This is a genomic window from Aeromonas sp. sif2433, from assembly GCF_019218705.1.
In the GTDB taxonomy this organism is placed as follows: domain Bacteria; phylum Pseudomonadota; class Gammaproteobacteria; order Enterobacterales; family Aeromonadaceae; genus Aeromonas; species Aeromonas encheleia.
The window spans coordinates 53,316-73,274 of the sequence record NZ_JAHUXD010000011.1 but is presented as its reverse complement, the minus strand read 5'-3'; the positions used below and the strand labels follow the sequence as shown (position 1 = coordinate 73,274).

General features: G+C 61.8%; 15 protein-coding genes, 12 tRNA genes and 1 riboswitch. Of the genes, 10 read left to right on the top strand and 17 right to left on the bottom strand.

What is annotated here, in order from left to right; genetic code table 11:
* Positions 1 to 187: 187 nt before the first annotated feature.
* A complete protein-coding gene (locus KW825_RS16595) occupies positions 188 to 3,190 on the bottom strand; it encodes a glycosyl hydrolase family 18 protein (protein ID WP_218329865.1) in 3,003 nt (1,000 codons plus the stop codon).
* A 147-nt stretch (positions 3,191 to 3,337) separates the two neighbouring features.
* Positions 3,338 to 3,421: riboswitch (cyclic di-GMP riboswitch) on the bottom strand.
* A 294-nt stretch (positions 3,422 to 3,715) separates the two neighbouring features.
* Here KW825_RS16595 and KW825_RS16590 point away from each other — a divergent pair.
* Complete coding sequence (locus KW825_RS16590) at positions 3,716 to 5,854, top strand: ExeM/NucH family extracellular endonuclease (RefSeq protein ID WP_218329827.1); 2,139 nt, start codon at positions 3,716 to 3,718, stop codon at positions 5,852 to 5,854.
* Between the two features lie 125 nt (positions 5,855 to 5,979).
* On the opposite strand, the gene KW825_RS16585 is transcribed toward KW825_RS16590, so the two are convergent.
* The 6 genes from KW825_RS16585 to gltX all read right to left on the bottom strand — a co-directional run bounded on the left by KW825_RS16585 (position 5,980) and on the right by gltX (position 8,236).
* Positions 5,980 to 6,055: transfer RNA gene (locus KW825_RS16585), tRNA-Ala, on the bottom strand.
* 60 nt (positions 6,056 to 6,115) lie between these two features.
* Positions 6,116 to 6,191 (bottom strand) — tRNA-Ala (locus KW825_RS16580).
* Positions 6,192 to 6,263: 72 nt separating this feature from the next.
* Positions 6,264 to 6,339: transfer RNA gene (locus tag KW825_RS16575), tRNA-Ala, on the bottom strand.
* A gap of 66 nt (positions 6,340 to 6,405) precedes the next feature.
* A tRNA-Ala gene (locus KW825_RS16570) sits at positions 6,406 to 6,481 on the bottom strand.
* A gap of 28 nt (positions 6,482 to 6,509) precedes the next feature.
* Positions 6,510 to 6,585 (bottom strand) — tRNA-Ala (locus KW825_RS16565).
* 235 nt (positions 6,586 to 6,820) lie between these two features.
* Entirely contained in the window at positions 6,821 to 8,236 is a 1,416-nt protein-coding gene (gene gltX, locus KW825_RS16560) for a glutamate--tRNA ligase (RefSeq protein ID WP_218329826.1), read from the bottom strand.
* A 251-nt stretch (positions 8,237 to 8,487) separates the two neighbouring features.
* On the opposite strand from gltX, the gene KW825_RS16555 reads away from it, so the two are divergent.
* The 3 genes from KW825_RS16555 (at position 8,488) to KW825_RS16545 (ending at position 11,841) form a co-directional block, all read left to right on the top strand.
* Positions 8,488 to 10,590 carry a methyl-accepting chemotaxis protein gene (locus KW825_RS16555; protein WP_218329825.1) on the top strand — a complete coding sequence of 701 codons (2,103 nt, stop codon included), beginning with the start codon at positions 8,488 to 8,490 and terminating at the stop codon, positions 10,588 to 10,590.
* A gap of 99 nt (positions 10,591 to 10,689) precedes the next feature.
* The gene (locus KW825_RS16550) at positions 10,690 to 11,358 is read left to right on the top strand and encodes a LysM-like peptidoglycan-binding domain-containing protein (RefSeq protein WP_218329824.1); all 669 of its coding nucleotides are present in this window, start codon (positions 10,690 to 10,692) and stop codon (positions 11,356 to 11,358) included.
* A gap of 273 nt (positions 11,359 to 11,631) precedes the next feature.
* Entirely contained in the window at positions 11,632 to 11,841 is a 210-nt protein-coding gene (locus KW825_RS16545) for a cold-shock protein (RefSeq protein WP_042651683.1), read from the top strand.
* Positions 11,842 to 12,145: 304 nt separating this feature from the next.
* Here the strand turns inward: KW825_RS16545 and KW825_RS16540 are convergent.
* From KW825_RS16540 to orn, 8 genes are all read right to left on the bottom strand, one after another.
* Positions 12,146 to 12,221 (bottom strand) — tRNA-Gly (locus tag KW825_RS16540).
* 24 nt (positions 12,222 to 12,245) lie between these two features.
* Positions 12,246 to 12,321, bottom strand: a tRNA-Gly gene (locus tag KW825_RS16535).
* A 24-nt stretch (positions 12,322 to 12,345) separates the two neighbouring features.
* A tRNA-Gly gene (locus tag KW825_RS16530) sits at positions 12,346 to 12,421 on the bottom strand.
* 24 nt (positions 12,422 to 12,445) lie between these two features.
* A tRNA-Gly gene (locus KW825_RS16525) sits at positions 12,446 to 12,521 on the bottom strand.
* A 37-nt stretch (positions 12,522 to 12,558) separates the two neighbouring features.
* Positions 12,559 to 12,634: transfer RNA gene (locus KW825_RS16520), tRNA-Gly, on the bottom strand.
* 33 nt (positions 12,635 to 12,667) lie between these two features.
* Positions 12,668 to 12,743: transfer RNA gene (locus KW825_RS16515), tRNA-Gly, on the bottom strand.
* A 24-nt stretch (positions 12,744 to 12,767) separates the two neighbouring features.
* Positions 12,768 to 12,843, bottom strand: a tRNA-Gly gene (locus KW825_RS16510).
* A gap of 177 nt (positions 12,844 to 13,020) precedes the next feature.
* Positions 13,021 to 13,566 (bottom strand): oligoribonuclease, encoded by a 546-nt coding sequence (gene orn / locus KW825_RS16505; RefSeq protein WP_042651682.1) that lies wholly within the window; start codon positions 13,564 to 13,566, stop codon positions 13,021 to 13,023.
* A gap of 91 nt (positions 13,567 to 13,657) precedes the next feature.
* On the opposite strand from orn, the gene rsgA reads away from it, so the two are divergent.
* From rsgA to KW825_RS16480, 5 genes are read left to right on the top strand one after another with little or no spacing between them, the layout of a single operon-like run.
* A complete protein-coding gene (rsgA, locus tag KW825_RS16500; protein ID WP_218329823.1) occupies positions 13,658 to 14,692 on the top strand; it encodes a small ribosomal subunit biogenesis GTPase RsgA in 1,035 nt (344 codons plus the stop codon).
* 27 nt (positions 14,693 to 14,719) lie between these two features.
* Entirely contained in the window at positions 14,720 to 15,592 is an 873-nt protein-coding gene (gene asd / locus KW825_RS16495; RefSeq protein ID WP_218329822.1) for an archaetidylserine decarboxylase, read from the top strand.
* Positions 15,589 to 15,858: a VF530 family DNA-binding protein gene (locus KW825_RS16490; protein ID WP_042651680.1), complete on the top strand. Its 270-nt coding sequence runs from the start codon at positions 15,589 to 15,591 to the stop codon at positions 15,856 to 15,858. Before asd ends, KW825_RS16490 begins: the two co-directional genes overlap by 4 nt.
* Positions 15,848 to 16,099, top strand: coding sequence for a DUF2960 domain-containing protein (locus KW825_RS16485; protein WP_042651679.1), 252 nt, complete (start codon positions 15,848 to 15,850; stop codon positions 16,097 to 16,099). Before KW825_RS16490 ends, KW825_RS16485 begins: the two co-directional genes overlap by 11 nt.
* 1 nt (position 16,100) lies before the next feature.
* A complete protein-coding gene (locus tag KW825_RS16480) occupies positions 16,101 to 16,505 on the top strand; it encodes a hypothetical protein (protein WP_042651678.1) in 405 nt (134 codons plus the stop codon).
* Between the two features lie 201 nt (positions 16,506 to 16,706).
* Here KW825_RS16480 and KW825_RS16475 read toward each other — a convergent pair whose 3' ends face one another.
* On the bottom strand, positions 16,707 to 17,201 hold the full coding sequence (locus tag KW825_RS16475) for a hypothetical protein (RefSeq protein ID WP_042651677.1): 495 nt from the start codon (positions 17,199 to 17,201) through the stop codon (positions 16,707 to 16,709).
* 166 nt (positions 17,202 to 17,367) lie between these two features.
* Between KW825_RS16475 and KW825_RS16470 the strand changes: the two genes are divergently transcribed.
* Positions 17,368 to 19,341 carry a bifunctional diguanylate cyclase/phosphodiesterase gene (locus tag KW825_RS16470; protein WP_218290475.1) on the top strand — a complete coding sequence of 658 codons (1,974 nt, stop codon included), beginning with the start codon at positions 17,368 to 17,370 and terminating at the stop codon, positions 19,339 to 19,341.
* A gap of 82 nt (positions 19,342 to 19,423) precedes the next feature.
* Here the strand turns inward: KW825_RS16470 and rraB are convergent, their stop codons facing one another.
* Complete coding sequence (rraB, locus tag KW825_RS16465) at positions 19,424 to 19,759, bottom strand: ribonuclease E inhibitor RraB (RefSeq protein WP_042651675.1); 336 nt, start codon at positions 19,757 to 19,759, stop codon at positions 19,424 to 19,426.
* Positions 19,760 to 19,959 lie beyond the last annotated feature (200 nt).

The following is a 19,959-nucleotide window of genomic DNA, read 5'->3' as shown; positions in this document are numbered from 1 at the left end:
CCGCTGCACATAACAAGGGGTTCGCCCCGCAGATTGCCTTGGTGGCAATTGGCCGCTCTTCGGAGCGGTCTTTTTTATGCTCGCGCTCTCCTTCCTTTATATCTGCCATAAAAAAATCCGGAGCCTGAGCTCCGGATTGGTTCGTATCGATGCGGGCGGCGCCGTGACGTCGCCCGCAATACCAGACTCAGTAGTTACACACCAGCTTCCAGCTGCCGTCGCCGGCCTTGGGTTCGCTGCTGGTCCACCAGTTCGCCTGCCAGACCGCCTTGCCATTGGTCAGGCGATCGTTGGCGTTGGCGTGGTCCCCTTGCGGCCAGCTCGGGTAAGCCGGATAGCTCGCCGGGTTGACGCTCTGGGCGCTGCAGCTGGTACCGCCGGTGCCACCATCGCCACCGCCGCTGCCCAGCACCGCCTCGGCCAGGGCCGGGAAGTCAGCCTTGAGGCCTATGGTCTGACTGCCGCTGACGAGACGAATGCCACTTGGCACGCCTGCGGCTGGCAGGTAGTAGGTCATGGCCACTTCCACATCCGTGCCCGGTGCCCAGGCCTTCCAGCTTGGCAGCGTCATGGCCACCTTGTGGAAGTCCTTCTCGCTCGCGATGCCATCGGAGTTCTGGTTGCCACCGCTCTCGACCACTTTCAGGCCCATGCCGCTCTGATCCGTGATGGTGTCAGAGGTGGAGGTCGGCACCAGGAACTCGATGCGGGTCCCGCCCGGTATGGTCTGGGTCGACTTGTTGGTCAGTTTAAGCGTCGGGTTGATCGGGTAGTTGGAATCCCCCTCCTTGAAGCCGGTCAGGCTGACGCCTATGTCGAGCTGCGCCGCCGGGGCAGGCAGATCGTTCTGCTTCAGATTGGGCTGGCTCGCCGTCCTGAACTTGTCGTACGCCAGGCCGGTGAGGGTGCTGCCCATGACATATTCGTTCTTGGCCGGATCGAACGCGTAATCCCCCGCCATCTCCCAGAACATCACGCCCCCCAGGCCGCGCTTGACGATGTAGTCCAGCTTCTTGCCCATGGACTCTTCATCTTCGGTGGAGAGGAACACCTTCTTCTCCTCGTTCCAGAGCCAGGGCGCCTGCGCCTTGTCATCGTAGTAACGCACGTACTTGCCCTGGATCACGTCGGCCGGGTTGTTGGGATCCAGACCCCAGGCCTGACCGTAGCTCGGCAGGGTGGTGATGCCGAGGCTGGCCGCGTGCTCCAGGTTCTTGGCATGCCACATGGGCACGGCGCCGGCGCCGACCTCGTTGCCGTTCTTGTCCAGATCGTGCCAGATGTTGTCGATGCCGACAGCGCCGTTGCCGCAGGGGATGGTGCTGCCACCGGTGCCCGGCTGGCAATTGCTCTGGCTCGGCAGGGCCGCCTTGCCGTTGAGACCATGGGTACCGCCGGTGACCCCTTGCCAGCCACGGGTGTAGTAAGGCACCCCTATGTTGATCTTGCCGGCCGCCAGGGCGCCACGGAAGTAGTGGGCCGACCAGGCCGCGTTCAGATAACCGATGGCGCCGTACTGGGCCTGGCTATAGACGCCCCACTGGGCCAGCTCCGGATCCGCCTTGTTGTCGAACAGCGCGGCGTTGTGGGCCACGAAGTTGTTCCAGGCGCCGTGGAAGTCATAGGTCATCAGGTTGACGTAATCCAGATACTGGGTGACCTGGAAGTTCTCCATGCCGCGCAGCAGATAGGCCGACGCCGGTGAGGCTATGGTCAGCATGTACTTGCGGCCATCCTCGGTGCCGGCGCTGTCGAGCCGGCTGCGCAGGGTCTTCATCAGGACTTCGTAGTTGGCAAACAGCTTGGCCCGGCACTGGTTGGAGAGCGGGAAGTCGTTGGGGTTGCCCGCATCCTTCATGGAGGTGGGGTACTCGTAGTCCACGTCCACCCCGTCGAAGCCGTACTGGCGGATGAAGCCCACCGCCGAGTCGGCGAAGGCGTTGATGCCGGCGGTGTTGACCGAGCAGTCGCCCTTGGTGGTGGCGGTATAGAAGCCACGAGTATCGGCCCAGCCGCCCACCGAGATCAGGGTCTTCACGTCCGGATACTGCTTCTTGTATTTCGACAGCAGGTTGAGGTGACCCTTGTAGGCAAACTCCGGATCCATCTCGGCGCCCGGCACCCCCTCCCAGGTCAGCTTGGTGGCGGCGTCGTCCACCTTGATCAGGTGGCTCTGCTCATCCACCGCCGCGAAGGCGTAGTTGATGTGGGTGATCTTGTCCCAGGGAATGTCGCTCACCAGGTAGGCGGGCAGGCCGTTCTTGCCGGTGCGCCAGGAGGTGAAGTAACCGATGACCCGGCGGGCATGGTCATCCCCCATGCACTCGCTGCCATCGGCGCGGTAGATCTGGCGAATGTCGCAGGAGAGGTTGCCACCCGTGGGCGGCAGCGCGGCCTCTTCCACGGTGACATCGATCTGGGCCGACTCACCGACCAGGTTGGCCTTGTCGGTCGCCACCAGTTTGAGGCCGGCGACCCCCTTGCTCTGGGGCGTCCAGTTCAGCTGCCAGGGGGCGCTACTGTCTTCGCCCACCTTCTGGCCATTCACATAGAGCTCGACCCTGGCCACATCGTTGTTGGCATCGGTCACATCGGCCGTGACCGTGGCGACCCGGCCCAGGGTCAGCCTGCCGCCGGCGGCCGGGCTGCTGATGCTCACCTTGGGCGCTTCTGGGGCCACCACGGCGCTGACGGCGAAGCTGACATCTGCCTCGCTCAGCAGCTTGCCATCCTTGTCCAGGGCGCGGGACTTGAGCTGATGGGGGCCGACGCCGCTCGCCACCCAGCTTGCCGACCAGGGGGCCGCGCTGCTCAGTGCGACCTGGGTGCCATCGATCAGGTACTCCACCTTGACCAGGGCGCTGCTGTCACCGCTCAGGGTTACCGCCAGGGCCACAGGCGCCCCCTCGTTGAAAGCGTTACCAACGGCGGGCGAGCTTATCGCGAGCCCGAGGCCCGGCGCCGTGCCGCCATCGCTGAAGGGTTTCCAGGCATCGGCCCAGACGGTACCCACCCCGGGCGCATAGTGATAGGGCGAAGCGCCACACCAGCCGGAGTAGGGAAATTCCTTGCACTCATAGAGGTTGCCGACGTTGCTGACGACATCGCCAGCCTTGTAGGCGGTGCCGGACTGATAGGCGGGATAGGCGGCTTGCGCCCAGGCGGGCATGGCCGCAAGGGCGACCAGCATGGCGAGCCTGCTGGGCCTTAGGGTCTGTTGCATATTGTTATCATCCTTGTTTTATCTTGGCTTTTAAGACCGGGCAAAGCGCAATAGCAACAGGTGAGAAAGGGTCGACAACAGGCCATGGACGGGGCCACATCCCCTCATGTCACCCTGGGTAACCCCGCTGTCTGGCCAGTATCCGGCAGATCGGAGGCTTTGCGTCCCGGCATCACTGCCGGTTTGCCCTTTATCTGGGTTCCGTGAGGAACAGGGCGAGTATAGGAAGCAAGTGGCCGAGTCTCAATCTTCATTCTCGAAGAAAAATATGTAAACGCCGCCAGGCCCACCACGTCCTCCCACACAGTCGGTGACACTTTTATCATTAATTTCATAATGTTAGCCACGTCATAAAAACGAAACAGGCCTCTTTTGCCTCCCCATAATGTGCGTTGGCTCACTGGTATGATGTGCCAGAAATGTGACAATGCGCGCCCTTGGCCAAGGCGCCAAGGCTATGGAAACACTGGCAAAAATAAAAAAGGAATACCCATGAAAGGAACACCTACCCTGCTGTCGCTGGCCGTGGGGCTCGCGCTCGCGTCCCCCTCAATCCATGCCGCCGGCTTCAGCTGCCCGGCCGACAACGCCCTCACCCCCATCCCCGCCATTCAGGGCAGTGGCGACAAGAGCCCGCTGATCCCGGACGATCTGTTTGAAAGCCCCCAGACGGTGGCCGTCAAGGCGGTGGTCAGCGCCCTCGGCGAGAGCCTGAACAAGGGCTTCTACCTGCAGGATCTCCAGGGCGATGGCAACCCCCAGAGCTCGGACGGCATCTTCGTCTTCCTGAGTGACATCAACAAGTATCCCGCCATCCAGCCGGGGGCCGAGGTCTGTCTGGAAGCCAAGGTGGCGGAATACTACGGCCATACCCAGCTCAAGCCAGTCCTGGATAGCAAGGTCCCGCGCCTGCAGGTGCTGGCGCAGGGCAGCGCCCCCGCCGCCGTGCCGCTGCGGGTGCTGGAGGGTGAGACCCTGGCCCGGGCGCTGGAGCGTCACGAGGGGATGCGGGTGCGGCTCGATGCCGACAGCGCGCTCAAGGTCAGCCGCAACTTCAGCTACGACTACGCCGCCCGGCGCAACAACCTGGTGCTCGCCCATCAGGCCCCGCTGATGAAACCGACCCAGCTGCACGTGGCGGGCAGCAGCGAGGCCAAGGCACTGGCACAGGCCAATGCGGGCAACCGGGTATTCCTCGAATCCGACTTCAAGGCCGCCGACGGCAAGCTGCCCTGGCTGCCCGCCTGGGAGCCGGAGCAGGGTTACCTGCGCATCGGCGATGCCCCGGTCAACCTGGAGGCCCTGGTGGGTTACAGCTATGACGAGTACCGGCTGATAGTGCCGAAGGGGCAGACCATCACGGCCGGCGATCTGCTGCGCACCGACGAGAACGATCGCCAGAGTGCCCCGACTCGGGTCGCCGGCACCGATCTGCGGGTCGGCAGCTTCAACGTGCTCAACTACTTCACCAGCCACTCCAGCGTGGGCGGTGCCCTCAACGTGCTGTGCCAGGATCAGGCGGATGCGGACAGCGCCAAGGGTTGCAACCGGGGCGCCAAGAACCTGGAAGATTTCCAGCAGCAGCGCATCAAGATAGTCAACGCCATCACCGAGATGGACGCCGATCTGCTCGGCCTGATGGAGATGGAGAACAACGGCTTTGACGAGCACTCCGCCATCAGCGATCTGGTCACGCATCTGAACGCCCAGCAGAAGGATGCCAGCCAGCACTACGCCTTCGTCAGCCTGCCCAAGGCGCTGCTCGGCGAGGAGCGCTACTTCGGTGGCGACGCCATCATGGTGGCCATGCTCTATCGCCCGGCCAAGCTGGCCCCGAACGGGGAAGCCGGTGTGATTCAACTGCCGCAGCAGCGTTACATCCTGGGCGGCGTCGCCAAGAGCGCCGGTCAGCGCGATTCCCTGGTGCAGAGCTTCACGGTGGCGGGCAGCAAGGATCCCCTGACGCTGGTGGTCAATCACCTGAAATCCAAGGGTTCTGGCTGCTTTGAGAACGGGGACGGCAAGACCGAACCCGCCGATCTGCAGGGCAAGTGCACCGAGTTTCGGGTGAGTGCGGCCAAGGTGCTGGGCGAGGCGGTGAACAAGCTGCCGGGCCAGGTGCTGCTGGTGGGCGACTTCAACTCCTACGCCAAGGAAGACCCGATCCGGGTGCTGACCGACTACGATGCGGCCAAGGCGGATCGCAAGATCCGCTCCGCCTCCCACACCTTCGTCGGCGAGCAGCCCTACGAGCAGCTCGGCCAGGAGGTGAGCAAGAGCTATGGCCTGGTCGATGTGAACGTCAAGTTCAACCAGGAGAAGGCCATCTCCTACAGCTACGAGGCCGAGCTCGGCACCCTGGACTACGCCCTCGCCAACCCAGCGCTGGCCAAGAAGGTGGTGGCCGTCGCCGACTGGCACATCAACTCGTTCGAGAGCAACCTGTTCGAGTACGGCCGTGGCTTCACCGGCGACATGATCAAGTCCGACAACCCGTTCAGCGCCTCCGACCACGACCCCATCATCGTCGACCTCAAGCTGCAGGAGCCAAGCAATGGTAGCGGGGGTGGCGCCATGGGTGCCCTGCTGCTGGCGCTGTTGCCGCTGGCCTGGCGCCGTCGCCACGGCTGATGACTTGCCATAGCCACCAAGCCCGCAGCCGATGCGGGCTTTTTTGTCGACGAGAATTGGGGGGTAAAAAGGAAAGTTGAGCCAAAACAAAAAGGCCACCGTGATAACGGTGGCCTTCTGGTATTTGGTGGAGCTACGCGGGATCGAACCGCGGACCTCTTGCATGCCATGCAAGCGCTCTCCCAGCTGAGCTATAACCCCAAATTCTCTACTCTTTAGACAATCGGTTCTGGCGGCCGGCTGCCCTTTACTGCAAATAATTGGTGGAGCTACGCGGGATCGAACCGCGGACCTCTTGCATGCCATGCAAGCGCTCTCCCAGCTGAGCTATAACCCCAAATTCTTTACTCTTTAGACAACCGGTTCTGGCGGCCGGTTGCCCTAACTCTGGTATTCAAATATCAAATAGTGGTGGAGCTACGCGGGATCGAACCGCGGACCTCTTGCATGCCATGCAAGCGCTCTCCCAGCTGAGCTATAACCCCACAAAGGTCGGCCTGGGTGATACACACCGCACTGCCCTGGGTACTTCATTTCTACAATCAGGAACCTGGTGGAGCTACGCGGGATCGAACCGCGGACCTCTTGCATGCCATGCAAGCGCTCTCCCAGCTGAGCTATAACCCCTTGGATTCCAGATTGTCCGAGAAGAATTTGGTGGAGCTACGCGGGATCGAACCGCGGACCTCTTGCATGCCATGCAAGCGCTCTCCCAGCTGAGCTATAACCCCAACTCACCTCGGCGCTACCAAAGTTATCTCTGGCAACGGAGGCGCATGATAGGCATCACCCGCTTTGCTGTCAACCCAAAAATAACACCGACTGGAGCGTTTAGTCAAAATTCAGACAGTTAGCTGTTTTTACCGCCAACAAGATGGCTATCTCACTGTTTTATGTCACAAATCTACTTGTCTGCCAAAAACAAAGGGCCCCGTTCGGGAGCCCTTTGTTGTCAACGACTGGCGCTTATTCGGCGGCCATGCGTGCTTCGATATAGGCCAAGGCGCGATCGATGCGTGCCAGCACCCGCTCCTTGCCCACCAGCGCCATCACGGCGTCGATGGCGGGGGACTGACCCAGCCCGGTCACGGCGACGCGCAGCGGCATGCCGACTTTGCCCATGCCCTGACCCAGCTCGGCGGCAGTGGCTTCGATCAGCTCGTGCAGCGCCTCCGTGGTCCAGGTCTCCATCGCGGCCAGCTTGGCCTTGGCCAGGATCAGCGGCTCTGCGGCCACACCGCGCAGGTGCTTCTTGGCGGCGGCTTCGTCGAGCGCCTCGTACTCTTCGAACAGATAGCGGCTCTGGGCGGCCATCTCCACCAGGGTGTTGCAGCGCTCGGCCAGCAGGGTCACCACCTCGGCCAGAGTCGGGCCTGTGCTGGTGTCGATGTGCTGCGCGGTCATGTGCCATTCCAGATACTTGGCGACGTGGACCGGGTCCTGGCTGCGCATGTAGTGGTTGTTCAGCCACAGCAGCTTGTCGGTGTTGAAGGCGGAGGCGGACTTGGAGATGGCATCCAGGCTGAACAGCTTGATCATCTCGTCCAGGCTGAAGATCTCCTGATCGCCGTGGGACCAGCCCAGACGCACCAGGTAGTTCAGCAGCGCTTCCGGCAGGTAACCGTCGTCGCGATACTGCATCACGGACACGGCGCCGTGGCGCTTGGAGAGCTTGGCGCCGTCGTCACCCAGGATCATGGAGACGTGAGCAAACTCCGGCACCGGGGCGTTCAGGGCCTTGTAGATGTTGATCTGGCGCGGGGTGTTGTTGATGTGATCTTCACCACGGACCACGTGGGTGATCTCCATGTCCCAGTCATCCACCACCACGCAGAAGTTGTAGGTCGGCGCGCCGTCGGTACGACGGATGATCAGGTCATCGAGCTCGGTGTTGGCAAACTCGATGCGGCCACGCACGTGGTCGTCGAATACCACAGAGCCTTCGGTGGGGTTGCGGAAGCGGATCACGTGGGGCGCATCGGCCGGGTGATCGTGCGCCTTGTCGCGGCACTTGCCGTCATAGCGGGGCTTCTCGCCGCTCGCCATCTGGCCTTCACGCAGCGCTTCCAGGCGCTCCTTGGAGCAGAAGCACTTGTAGGCGCGGCCGTCGGCCAGCATCTCGTCGATCAGCGCGTTGTAGCGATCGAAACGCTTGGTCTGGTAGTAAGGACCCTCATCCCAGTTCAGCTCCAGCCATTCCATGCCCTCAATGATGGCGTCGATGGCCTCCTGAGTGGAACGTTCCAGATCGGTATCCTCGATACGCAGCACAAACTCGCCACCCTGGCTTTTCGCATAGAGCCAGGAGTAGAGCGCGGTACGGGCACCGCCGACATGCAGAAAGCCGGTCGGGCTGGGAGCAAAACGGGTTTTGACTTTCATCTTTAAGCCTTGTGTAGAGGGCCTTGGGCCAATTCATTAAAAAAACCGTCGCATTTTAGCACTCAGAATCACGGATGGGAAAACCATGCAACAGCAGGGGCCTAAATAGGCAAGGATCCGGCCATGCCCCCATTCTTTGAGTGGGATCGCAAAACCTCCCCTCTTTTTCCGCTTTGCTGGGCAACATCGCTGGAGAAGTCTCCCGCCCTGCCGATAAATCCGTCAACTATCTACGTTACAAGGAACGCAAGATGCAGTTTCGTTCTATCCAGAATCGCATCCTGGTGATGGCGGGGATCGCCATGACCACGGCGCTGGTCATCCTGATCCTGCTCAATCAATACTCGGGCAAACAGACCCAGCAGCTGACCATCAGCTCCAGTCGTGCCGCGCTGCAGCAGGAGGCCTGGCAGAAGGTGAGTGCCAACGCCCGTGCCGAAGCCGCCACCATCACCCAGCTGCTGCAAAAGGGGCTCTCCTACACCCAGCAGATGGCCGGTACCCTCGCCCTGCAGCAGCAGGGCAAGCTGCCGCTGGATCGCCAGCAGGCCACCGATCTGCTCAAGGCGCAGCTCGCGCTGGAGCCACAACTGTACGGCGCCTTCGCCGGCTTCGAGCCGAACGGCTTCGACGGCCAGGACGCCGCCTTCGCCGGTCAGAGTGCGCTGGGCAGCGACAGCAAGGGGCGTTTCGTGCCCTACTTCTACCGTGACAAGGAGCAGATAGGCACCGACCTGCTGCTCTCCATCGAGAAGAGCGATGCCGACGAATTCGGCAACCCGGCCAACGACTACTACGCCTGCCCGAAACGGGAGGGGCGCTCCTGCCTCATCGATCCCTTCAAGGTGGATATCAACGGCCAGCAGGTGCTGGTGAGCACCATCACCACCCCCATCATGGTGGCGGGCCAGTTCAGGGGGATAGCCGCGCTGGATCTGGCGGTGGACTCCATCAGCCGGCAGGCCCAGTCCCTCAACAGCAACATCTATGACGGCAAGGGCGAGACCCTGATCGTCAGCGCCGCCGGGGTCATCACCGGCACCAGCGGCGATGCCAGCCTGCTCGGCAGCCGCGCCGACAAGCTGCTTGGCAACCAGTGGCAGCAATATCTGAAGCCGGAGGTGCAGCGTCAGGAGCTGGACGAATCTTTCCGCATCTCGGTGCCCATCATGGTGCCGGGCATGAGCCGCAACTGGGCCATCATAGTCACCCTGCCCTATCAGGTGGTACTGGCCGGTGCCGACCAGCTGGAGAGCCAGCTCAACGACATGAGCCGGGCCGCCATGACCCAGCAGCTGATCGGCGCCCTGCTGGTGCTGGTGTTGGCGCTGGCCACCATGCTGGTGATCGCCCGCAGCATCACGGGCCCCATTCGGCAGATGGTCAGCCTGGTGGATGACATCGCCGATGGCGAGGGGGATCTCACCAAGCGCCTCAACACCCAGTCCAAAGACGAACTGGGGGCACTGGCCCGCGGCATCAACCGCTTCATCGACAAGCTGCAGGTATTGCTTGGGGATGTGCAGAAGACCGCCAGCGAGGTGAACCGCCACGCCGGTGACACCGACAGGATCGCCGGCCAGACCGATACCAATTTGCAGCATCACCAGGCGGAGATGGAGCAGATGCTGACCGCGGTGCAGGAGATGTCCTATGTCAGCCAGGAGGTCGCCACCCACGCCAACAACACCGCCGACTCGGCCAAGCAGGCCCAGAGCGCGGCGGATCAGGGCAAGGTGCGCTTCCAGCAGGTGATCCAGTCCATGCACAGGGTCGCCGCCGAGGCGGGCAAGGGGGCCGAGGTGGTCGAGGGGCTGGCCCACGACAGCGAGCAGATCACCAGCATACTCACCGTGATCCAGGGCATCGCCGATCAGACCAACCTGCTGGCCCTCAACGCCGCCATCGAGGCGGCCCGGGCCGGCGAGCAGGGCCGCGGCTTCGCGGTGGTCGCCGACGAGGTTCGCAAGCTGGCCGGCAACACCCAGCAGGCGGTGCAGAATACCCAGGAGTTGATCGAGAAGATCCGCCACAGCTCGACCAACGCGGTCAACGCCATCCAGCAGAGCCAGCAGCTGACCCATCAGGCGGTGGGGGAAGCGGATCTGGCGGAGGCGGCGCTCGGCAGCATCTACCAGGCCATCTCCACCATCAACGACATGACCTACCAGATCGCCTCCGCCGCCGAGGAGCAGAGCTCGGTTGCCGAGACAGTCTCCGGCAATCTGTCAAAAACCAACGCACTGGCCAACGACATCGCCCAGGATGCGACTCAGACGGCCAAAGCCAGCCAGGCCTTGCGCCAGGCGGCGGAGCGTTTACAGCAATTGCTGGGACAATTTCGTCTCAGCTGATAATTTTCATGCTCTGGACTCTCCCCCTCGGGGGCGAGTCCGTTTACCATAGACGGCATATTTGCCTGATGGCAGGCAATGTAGTGAGAGGTAAATGCCGTGCCCACCCCGGACCGTCGCCCACGTGGCCATAACAGACGTGCCCAGCAGCGTCGCCAAGACGAATCACAAGGATCCCTGCTCCATCGTATCAATGCCGCCACCCTGCCCCTGCGTCAACGCCTCGGCCAGGGCATGAGTGGTTTTGGTCAACGCAACAAGGACACCCAGAAGGGTTCATTCAAGCTGACCAGCCCGCTGCCGCGCAAAAACACCATAGGCCTGCTGGTGCTGGTGCCCATCTGGCTGCTGCTGCTGGCCTGGGAGCCTGCGCCCTCGGCGCCCCGCGTGGCCCCTTCCGGCTCGCTCGCTGTGCCGCTGGCCGTGCCGACCCAGGCGCTGACCGTGGGCAGCGCCGCCAGCGGGGGAGCGGTGCAAGCCGCCAAGCCGGTCGAGGAGAAGGTGAACGGCAGCTGGCTGCAACACGATGTGCAGGCCGGAGAGACCCTCTACTCCATCTTCCGCAAGTTCGAGCTGCCGGGCGCCGAGCTGAGCCGGCTGATCGCCATCGAGGGGCCGGATCGCCCGCTGACCCGACTGCAATCGGGCAAGTCGGTGTTCATCCTGGTGGACACAGGCCGCCGCATCCAGCGGGTCGAGATCCGCTCCTTCGGTCAGGTGAGTTACCGCTACGACCGGCAGGGTGAAGGGTTTGCCCTCAAGGAGTGATACAACGGGAGGCTGATGAGCCTCCCGTTTTTTTGAGCGAACCCATGAAACAAGCCGCTGACTTCGCAATAGTTTTAGCTTGCTCAAAAAATGAAAAGTGCCAAATTGACAAGGGATCGGGCTTCAGTACAATCGTTTGTGCTTTCGACAGGGATTGTACTGCATGCTACTGGGACAAATTGACGTAGTCAGTCATGGGTAGGCCCCTGCATCCTAGGCAAATGCTGCCCAACAAGGCGTTAGTTTCATTTTGTTATAGATAGGACTTACCACATGTCTGACATTCGCACCGGCCAAGTAAAATGGTTCAATGAGACCAAGGGCTTTGGCTTCATCGAGCAATCCCAGGGACCGGACGTTTTCGTTCACTTCTCCTCCATCCAGAGCACAGGTTTCAAGACCCTGGCTGAAGGTCAAAAAGTCCAGTTCACCGTGACCGATGGCAAGAAAGGCCCTCAGGCTGAGAACGTGACTCTGCTCTAAGCCGCACCCGTGAGCTCGCAGGAGGAGATCGACTCCTCCTATTTTTTTGCCCGCCATTTACCTCCCTCTCCCCGCGCCAACCAAGGCACGCCCTCCAATCGACAAGCGCCCTGCCATACCGGCACAATGCATAGACTGTGACTCTGGCGAGGCCAGCACGCACATGATGTCCCAGCTGATCAAATACAGGCGAAAGAGACCGATACGGCGGAATATGTTTGGGAAAATGGGAAAATAAAAAGGTGATATAGAGGCATGCAGTTGAACTGCGATATCGAAGGGATGGGGCACTACGAAGAGAGATTGGAGCGGGAAACGAGACTCGAACTCGCGACCCCGACCTTGGCAAGGTCGTGCTCTACCAACTGAGCTATTCCCGCAACAGGATGTCATCTGCACATGATTGGAGCGGGAAACGAGACTCGAACTCGCGACCCCGACCTTGGCAAGGTCGTGCTCTACCAACTGAGCTATTCCCGCAACGGAATATCATCTGCAAACTTTTGGAGCGGGAAACGAGACTCGAACTCGCGACCCCGACCTTGGCAAGGTCGTGCTCTACCAACTGAGCTATTCCCGCAACAGAATGTCATCTGCACATGATTGGAGCGGGAAACGAGACTCGAACTCGCGACCCCGACCTTGGCAAGGTCGTGCTCTACCAACTGAGCTATTCCCGCATCGGAATATCATCTGCAGCACTTCATAAAATAAGCTTGGAGCGGGAAACGAGACTCGAACTCGCGACCCCGACCTTGGCAAGGTCGTGCTCTACCAACTGAGCTATTCCCGCAACATTGGTTGTCTTTCAGGCTGTGCTGATGATTGGAGCGGGAAACGAGACTCGAACTCGCGACCCCGACCTTGGCAAGGTCGTGCTCTACCAACTGAGCTATTCCCGCATCGGAATATCATCTGCAAACTTTTGGAGCGGGAAACGAGACTCGAACTCGCGACCCCGACCTTGGCAAGGTCGTGCTCTACCAACTGAGCTATTCCCGCAACTGCCTTAAAACGGCCGTACAGCATTTGGTTGCTTGCGCTACTGTACGGGAGCCGAATTATAAGAGCAGTCATTCCAATTGCAAGGGCTTTTTTGTCACTGTGCAGTCGTTCGCTCAAAAGCTGGTCGAACTGTCGATTTTAGCGACCGGACGGCGCCAACCCCTTGCCGGCAACTCAGATTTTGAAGACGTGACCACGGTAGAACTGCAGCTCGGCGATGGACTCACGGATGTCATCCAGCGCCATGTGGGTGCCGCGCTTGGTGAACTGATCCAGCAGCTCCGGCTGCCAGCGGCGCACCAGCTCCTTGATGGTGCTGACGTCGACGTTGCGGTAATGGAAGAAGGCTTCCAGCTCGCCCATGTGCTTGACCATGAAGCGGCGATCCTGGCCTATGCTGTTGCCGCACAGCGGGCTGGTGCGCTCCGGCACCCACTGACGGATAAACGCGAGCGTCTCGGCCACGGCGCGCGCCTCGTCATGTTCACTCGCCTTGACCCTGGCCACCAGGCCGCTCTTGGTGTGGGTGTTGACGTTCCACTCGTCCATCTTGGCGAGCTCTGCCTCGCTCTGGTGAATGGCGATGACAGGCCCTTCTGCCAGCACGTTCAGATCCTTGTCGGTGACGATGGTGGCGATCTCCAGTACCACGTTTTGCTCGGGGTCCAGACCCGTCATCTCCATGTCGATCCATACCAGGTTCTGCGCGCTGACTGTCATGATTACTCTCTCAGTTAGGAGGAATGGCGGAATTTTGCCGATTTGCATGTATCATACTGGCTTTGGATCTGTTCATAAACTGGCGAATCGAGTGGCAAAGAAAGCAAAACTCAATCTGGGTCAACAAAGACGCGTCCAGGCCAACCGCGAGCGGCGGCTGCAAAAAGATCACAGCACGGTCGTGGATGACACCCTGTTTGGCCCGGCCATCGAGGGCATGGTGATCAGCCGTTTCGGTCAGCATGCGGACGTGGAGGCGAGTGACGGCACCATCCACCGCAGCAACCTGCGTCGCAGCAGCATCAGCAGCCTGGTGTGCGGTGACAAGGTAGTCTGGCGTCCCGGCCTCAATGCTGCGACCGCGGGCGTCATCGAGGCGGTACACCCGCGTCACTCGGTGCTGACCCGACCGGACTTCTACGACGGGGTCAAACCCATCGCCGCCAACATCGACCAGATCATCATCGTCTCGGCGGTGGTACCCGAGTTCTCCACCAACATCGTCGACCGCTATCTGGTGGCCGCCGAAGACGTGGAGATCCAGCCGCTCATCGTGCTGAACAAGGTCGACATGCTCGACGCCGCCGCCCGCGCGCGCATCGAGCTGCAGCTCGCCCCCTATCGCAGGCTCGGCTACCAGGTGATCCTGGTGAGTTGCGAGAGCGGCGAAGGGCTGGACGAACTCAAGGCCCAGTTCGAGGGCAAGATCAGCATCTTCGTCGGCCAGTCCGGGGTGGGCAAGTCCTCCCTGACCAATGCCCTGATGCCCGGGCTGGGTGTGCTCACCGGCGAGATCTCCGAGAACTCGGGGCTAGGTACCCACACCACCACCACGGCGCGGCTCTACCACTTCCCGAGCGGCGGCGATCTGATCGACTCCCCCGGGATCCGCGAGTTCGCACTCTGGCACCTGGAAGCCGATCGCATCACCTGGTGTTTCGTCGAGTTTCGTGACTACCTGGGTGGTTGCCGATTCCGCGACTGCACCCACAAGGACGATCCCGGCTGCGCCCTGCGCGCGGCGGTCGACAGTGGCGCCATCAGCGCCGATCGCTTCCACAACTATCACCGCATCCTGGAAACCATGCAGGAAGCCCGCCACGGTCGGCAACAAGCCCGGCTGTGACCCATTCAACTTATTTCGATGAAGATCATGAGCATCACTGACAACCTGAAAATTGCCGGTCAATATTGCCTGCCCAAACATGCCGTCTCCCGCCTGGTAGGCAAGCTGGCGGCCGCCGAGGCCGGAAAGCTCACCACCAGGGTGATAGAGGCGTTCATCAAGCAGTACCAGGTCGACATGAGCGAGGCGTTGCACGAGAGTCCCGCCCACTACCCGAGCTTCAACGCCTTCTTCACCCGTGAGCTCAAGCCGGGGATACGCCCGCTGGTGGAAGATGCAATGACCCTGGCCCTGCCGGTGGATGGCACCGTCAGCCAGCTCGGCCCCATCCAGCAAGGCCGCATCATCCAGGCCAAGGGCCACGACTACAGCGCCCGCGAGCTGCTGGGGGGCTTTGAGGATCTGGTGGCGCCGTTCAAGGATGGGGATTTTGCCACCATCTATCTGGCGCCCAAGGATTACCACCGCATCCACATGCCGCTGGACGGCGTGCTGGAGAGCATGGTGTTCGTGCCGGGGGATCTCTTCTCCGTCAACCCGCTCACCGCCGACAACGTGCCAAACCTGTTCGCCCGCAACGAACGGGTGGTCGCCACCTTCCGCACCCCCCATGGTCCCATGGCGCTGGTGCTGGTTGGCGCCACCATAGTCGCCAGCATCGAGACCATCTGGGCCGGCAACATAGCGCCGACCAAACAGAAGGAAGTGGTGCGCTGGGACTACAGTGGCGAGCAAGCCATCACCCTGCAGAAAGGGGCCGAGATGGGCCTGTTCAAGCTCGGCAGCACAGTGGTCTGCCTGTTTGGCCCTGGCATGCTGGCCGGTTTCGAGCCGCACCTGGCCAACGGCGTGACCACCCGCATGGGTCAACCCTTTGCCAAGCTGGCGGCCAAGCCATGAGCGACCAACCCACTCCGCCAGCACAGCGAAAGAACCCGCTGCACGGGCTGACCCTGGAGGCGATCGTCACCGCCCTGGTCGAGCATTACGGCTGGGAGCAGCTGGGGAAGGAGATCGACATCCGTTGCTTCACCCAGGATCCCAGCATCAAATCCAGCCTGAAATTCTTGCGCAAGACCCCCTGGGCCAGGGAGAAGGTCGAGAGCCTCTACCTGTACGTCCAGCGCAAGCAGGCGAAAAAGAAGGAAGACCCCGATGGCGTTTAAAATTACTTACACCTACGGCAAAAAAACCAAAGAGATCGGCTACGCCAACGACAAGTTCAACAGCATCTACGATGCCATCGCCGCGGCCGAGGGGATCAACCTGGCCAGCTTCCACGCCATGGAGGCCCAGCTGGCCCAGGTCTGCCGCCGCGACAAGAAGAGCGTGAAGGATTACCAGGAGAACTACTTCAAGGAACTGGGCTTCTCCAGCATCGTCATCGAGCGGGATCTGCAGGAGTAATATGCGCACCCTGACCCTGATGGCCGCCTCCCTGCTGCTGGCGGCCTGCAGCACCCCGGAACAGCACCTGGTCGGCAACGATCAGGATGTCCACGGCTGCCGTGCCAGCGCCGGCTACCAGTGGTCCAGCCTGACCAGCCAGTGCGTGCGGCTGTTCGAGCAGGCGGTGCGGCTGCAATCCCTCAAGGCCGATGAAACCGGCAGTGCCTTCGTGCTGTTCGGCCCCGATCAGCGCGAGGCCGAGCTGACTCTGCCAAGCGGCGAGCAGATCCGGCTGGTCCGCCAGGGGGACGAGGGCAACTGGTCCTGGCAGGGCGGCGCCTATCAGCTCTTCCCCTGGAAGGGTTATCTGCTCAAGTCCGGCGAGCAGGTACTGTTCCACGGTGACAGCGCGCTGCAAGGCTGAGCCTTCCATGACAAACCCCGGCCTCTGCCGGGGTTTTTGTTGATGCTGGCTGCTGCTGCACGCAGGCCTGAACCGCCAGGATGCGCCAATGGCGGTTCCCTCTCCTTGATGCTCGCTACCCCCCAAAAACAAACACCCCGTTGCAGGCAACGGGGTGTTTGGTGCGGACCGCCGCCATGACGGGCGGCGGGCAGGGCCGGATCAGTTGCCCAGGGTGGCGAACAGGCTCTGCTCCAGGCTGCCACGAGAGACGCAGACCGGGCTGATGGACGGCGCCAGCACGCGCTCGCCGGAGGACTCGACGAAGTAGAGCTGGGTGTTGCCCTTGACGTTGACGGTCGCCACGCTGTTGTTGCCGCTCTGGGTGATGATCAGGTTGATCTGCAGATTGGGGTTGCCCAGCGCCACTTTGGCGCCCATGGTGCCGCAATCCAGCCACTCGAGACCCTCGGCCGAATTCTCGACGTTGGCGGTCATCAGGCCGGAGCCACGCTGGCTGTTCTCGATGTTCAGGCCGTGATCGCCAAACCACTTCTCGGCGCGGGCCCACACCAGATCCACCGGGATCGCCAGCTCCTGGGTGTTGTTGGTCGCCTTGGCAACCGGCGGGGTATAGCGATACTGCTCGCCGCCATTGTTGTCACTGGCACAACCGACCATCAACAGGGCCAGGGCGCCCCCCATTATCTTCTTCATGTCGCTTCTCTCATCCATACGGCCACAGGCCAACCGGCGGCTATTATGGCGCCCGCGACACAGACTGTCAGCAGGGATCAACAGAAATGGTCAAGCCTTCGGCCACGCTTTACAAAAGTGGCCTGTTATCATAGATTTGCTCGAAGTCTCCCCCGTGAGTATCCCCGTGAATTCCTTGCTCACCCTGGCTCTGCTGCAGCAGATCATCGACCAGTTACCCATGAATATCTTTTGCCGGGATACGGACGGACGCTACCTGTTCGCCAACAAGGTCTTCGCGCGAGAGGCTGGCCTGCAGCACCCCCATGAACTCGTCGGCAAGACGGATGCCGAGATGCCCTGGGGCGATGTGTTCCGGGAGGAGGATCAGCGTCTGCTGGCCGAGCGGCGTCCCCTGCTCCATCAGCAGCTGCACTGCCACAGCGGCGGCACCACCAGCTGGATGGAGATCCACAAGATCCCGCTCTATGACGAGCAGGGCCACCCGCTTGCCCTGTTCGCCATGATCAGCGAGATAGATCAGCGCAAGGAGCTGGAGCAGACCTTCCGCCAGCAGCAGCTGCTGCAGCGTCGCCTGCTGGACGCCATCCCGGACCCTATCCGGCTGGAAGACCACCAGGGCCTGCTCATCGACTGCAACCAGGCCTTTCTCGACTTCATGGGGCTGGCGGCGAGCGAGGCGCTGGGCCAGCGGATCGCCCCTCGCCTGCCCGCCGTACAGCCGCTGGGACGGGGGGAGTATTGCCTGATGGATGCCAATGGCCAGGGCCGCCATCTGGAGGTGACCCGGGTCGACGTCCCGGATGACGAGGGCAACTCCCTCGGCATCCTGACCCTGAGCCGTGACATCACCGGGCTACGCACCACCCAGGCCCAGCTCCAGCAGGAGCAGCATTACGACAGCCTGACCGGCCTGCTCAAACTCTCCCACTTCCTGCAGACCAGCCGCCACCTCGGCGCCCGCCCGGCCAGCCTGCTGCTGGTCGATCTGCAACATTTTCGCGAGATCAACGATCGCTTCGGCATCCGCATCGCCGATCGCCTGCTCAGCCAGGTGGCCCGTCGCCTGCAACGGCTGGCGCCGCCCCAGTCCCTGCTGTGCCGGGTGGCGGCCGATGACTTCGCCCTGCTGCTGCCGGACTTGCCCCTTCCCCTGACCGAGTGGAGCCGCAACCTGCAGTACGAGTTGATGGTGCCCTATCAGGTCGAGGAGCACAGGATCCAGATCCCGGTCTTCCTCGGCATCGCCCAGGGCAAGGCCAACGATGCCGAGCGCCTGCTGAGCCATGCCGAGGCCGCCCTGGCCCAGGGCAAGCGCCAGCAGCAACACTGCACCCTGTTCGACCCCGAACTCGATGCCAAGCTCAAACGCCGTCAGCTCATCGCCGCCCAGCTGCCGCTGGCCATCAAGTCGGCCCAGCTGGTCGCCGTCTATCAGCCGATCATCTGCACCCACAGCAACCAGTTGCACGGCGCCGAACTGCTCTGCCGCTGGCCTCATGCGGAATTCGGCATGATCTCCCCCGACGAATTCATTCCCCTGGCGGAAGAGCTGGGGCTCATCGGCCAGCTCGGCCAGCTGATGCTGGAGCTGGGCTGTGCCCAGCTGGCGCGCTGGCAAGTGGCGGCGCCGGATCTGGTGCTCTCAGTCAACCTGTCGCCGCTGCAGTTCCGTGACCCCGAGCTCTGCCCGCAGATCTTCGCCTGCATCGAACGCCACGGGATAGCCCCCTGGCAACTGGAGCTGGAGATCACCGAAGGGGTGCTGATGGAAAATGCCGACGAGATAGAGAGCAACCTCGCAAACCTGATCGAGGCCGGCTTTCAGCTCGCCATCGACGACTTCGGCACCGGCTACTGCTCCCTGGCCTACCTGCCGAGGTTGCAGGTGGCGACCCTCAAGCTGGACAGAAGCTTCACCCAAGGGTTGGCGACCAACCAGGCCACCACCGCCATAGTGCGCTCCGTCATCGGCCTCGGCCATGAGCTCGGGATCAAGATCACCGCCGAAGGGGTGGAGACCCAGGAGCAGCAAGCCTGGCTGGCCCAGGCGGGCTGCGATCACCTGCAGGGCTACCTGTTCAGCCGCCCCCTCCCCCCGGCGGAATTCGCCCGCAACTACCAGTTGCCCGCGGACTGATGGACAGACAATAAAAAAGGCCACTTCAAGTGGCCTTTTTTATTGTCTGTCGAGGGCATCTCGACAATCTGGCTAGCGCGCCTTACTCCTGGAAGTAGGTGCCCCAGCCGTCGTAATCCACGCCGTATTTCTCGAGGACCGGCAGCATCTTCTCGATGTCGGCGACGATGGCTTCGATCTCCAGCTTGCGCACTACGGTGGCGTCGAAGCAGAAGATGGGGGCGCCGTCGTCCAGCTCCATCTCTTCGGCATCGGTCACTTCAAAACCGGCCTTGAACAGATCGACCGCCGCCTTCTCCAGCAGATCGAAGTCCTGGCAGGCAAAGTGGTGCTCAATCTCGTAGTCCACATCCGGATTGCTGCCGTCGGCCAGCAGCTCGTTGACGATGGCGGTGGTCTCTTCGCGCCACTCTTGCATGTTGATACTCATATAAACCCCAGACGGTATTTGATGGATGTCGACACCCGGCTGGCCGGCAATAGGCACTCTTGCCGCCAGGGGTATGGTTGCGGCAAAGCATACCCGCAGAGTGCATCCGGCTCAATGCGAGGGACCAAGATAACTGCCTCGCCCGCCCCCTCCCAAATGGTGGTGTCCGCAAAAAGGTTAAAAAAGGG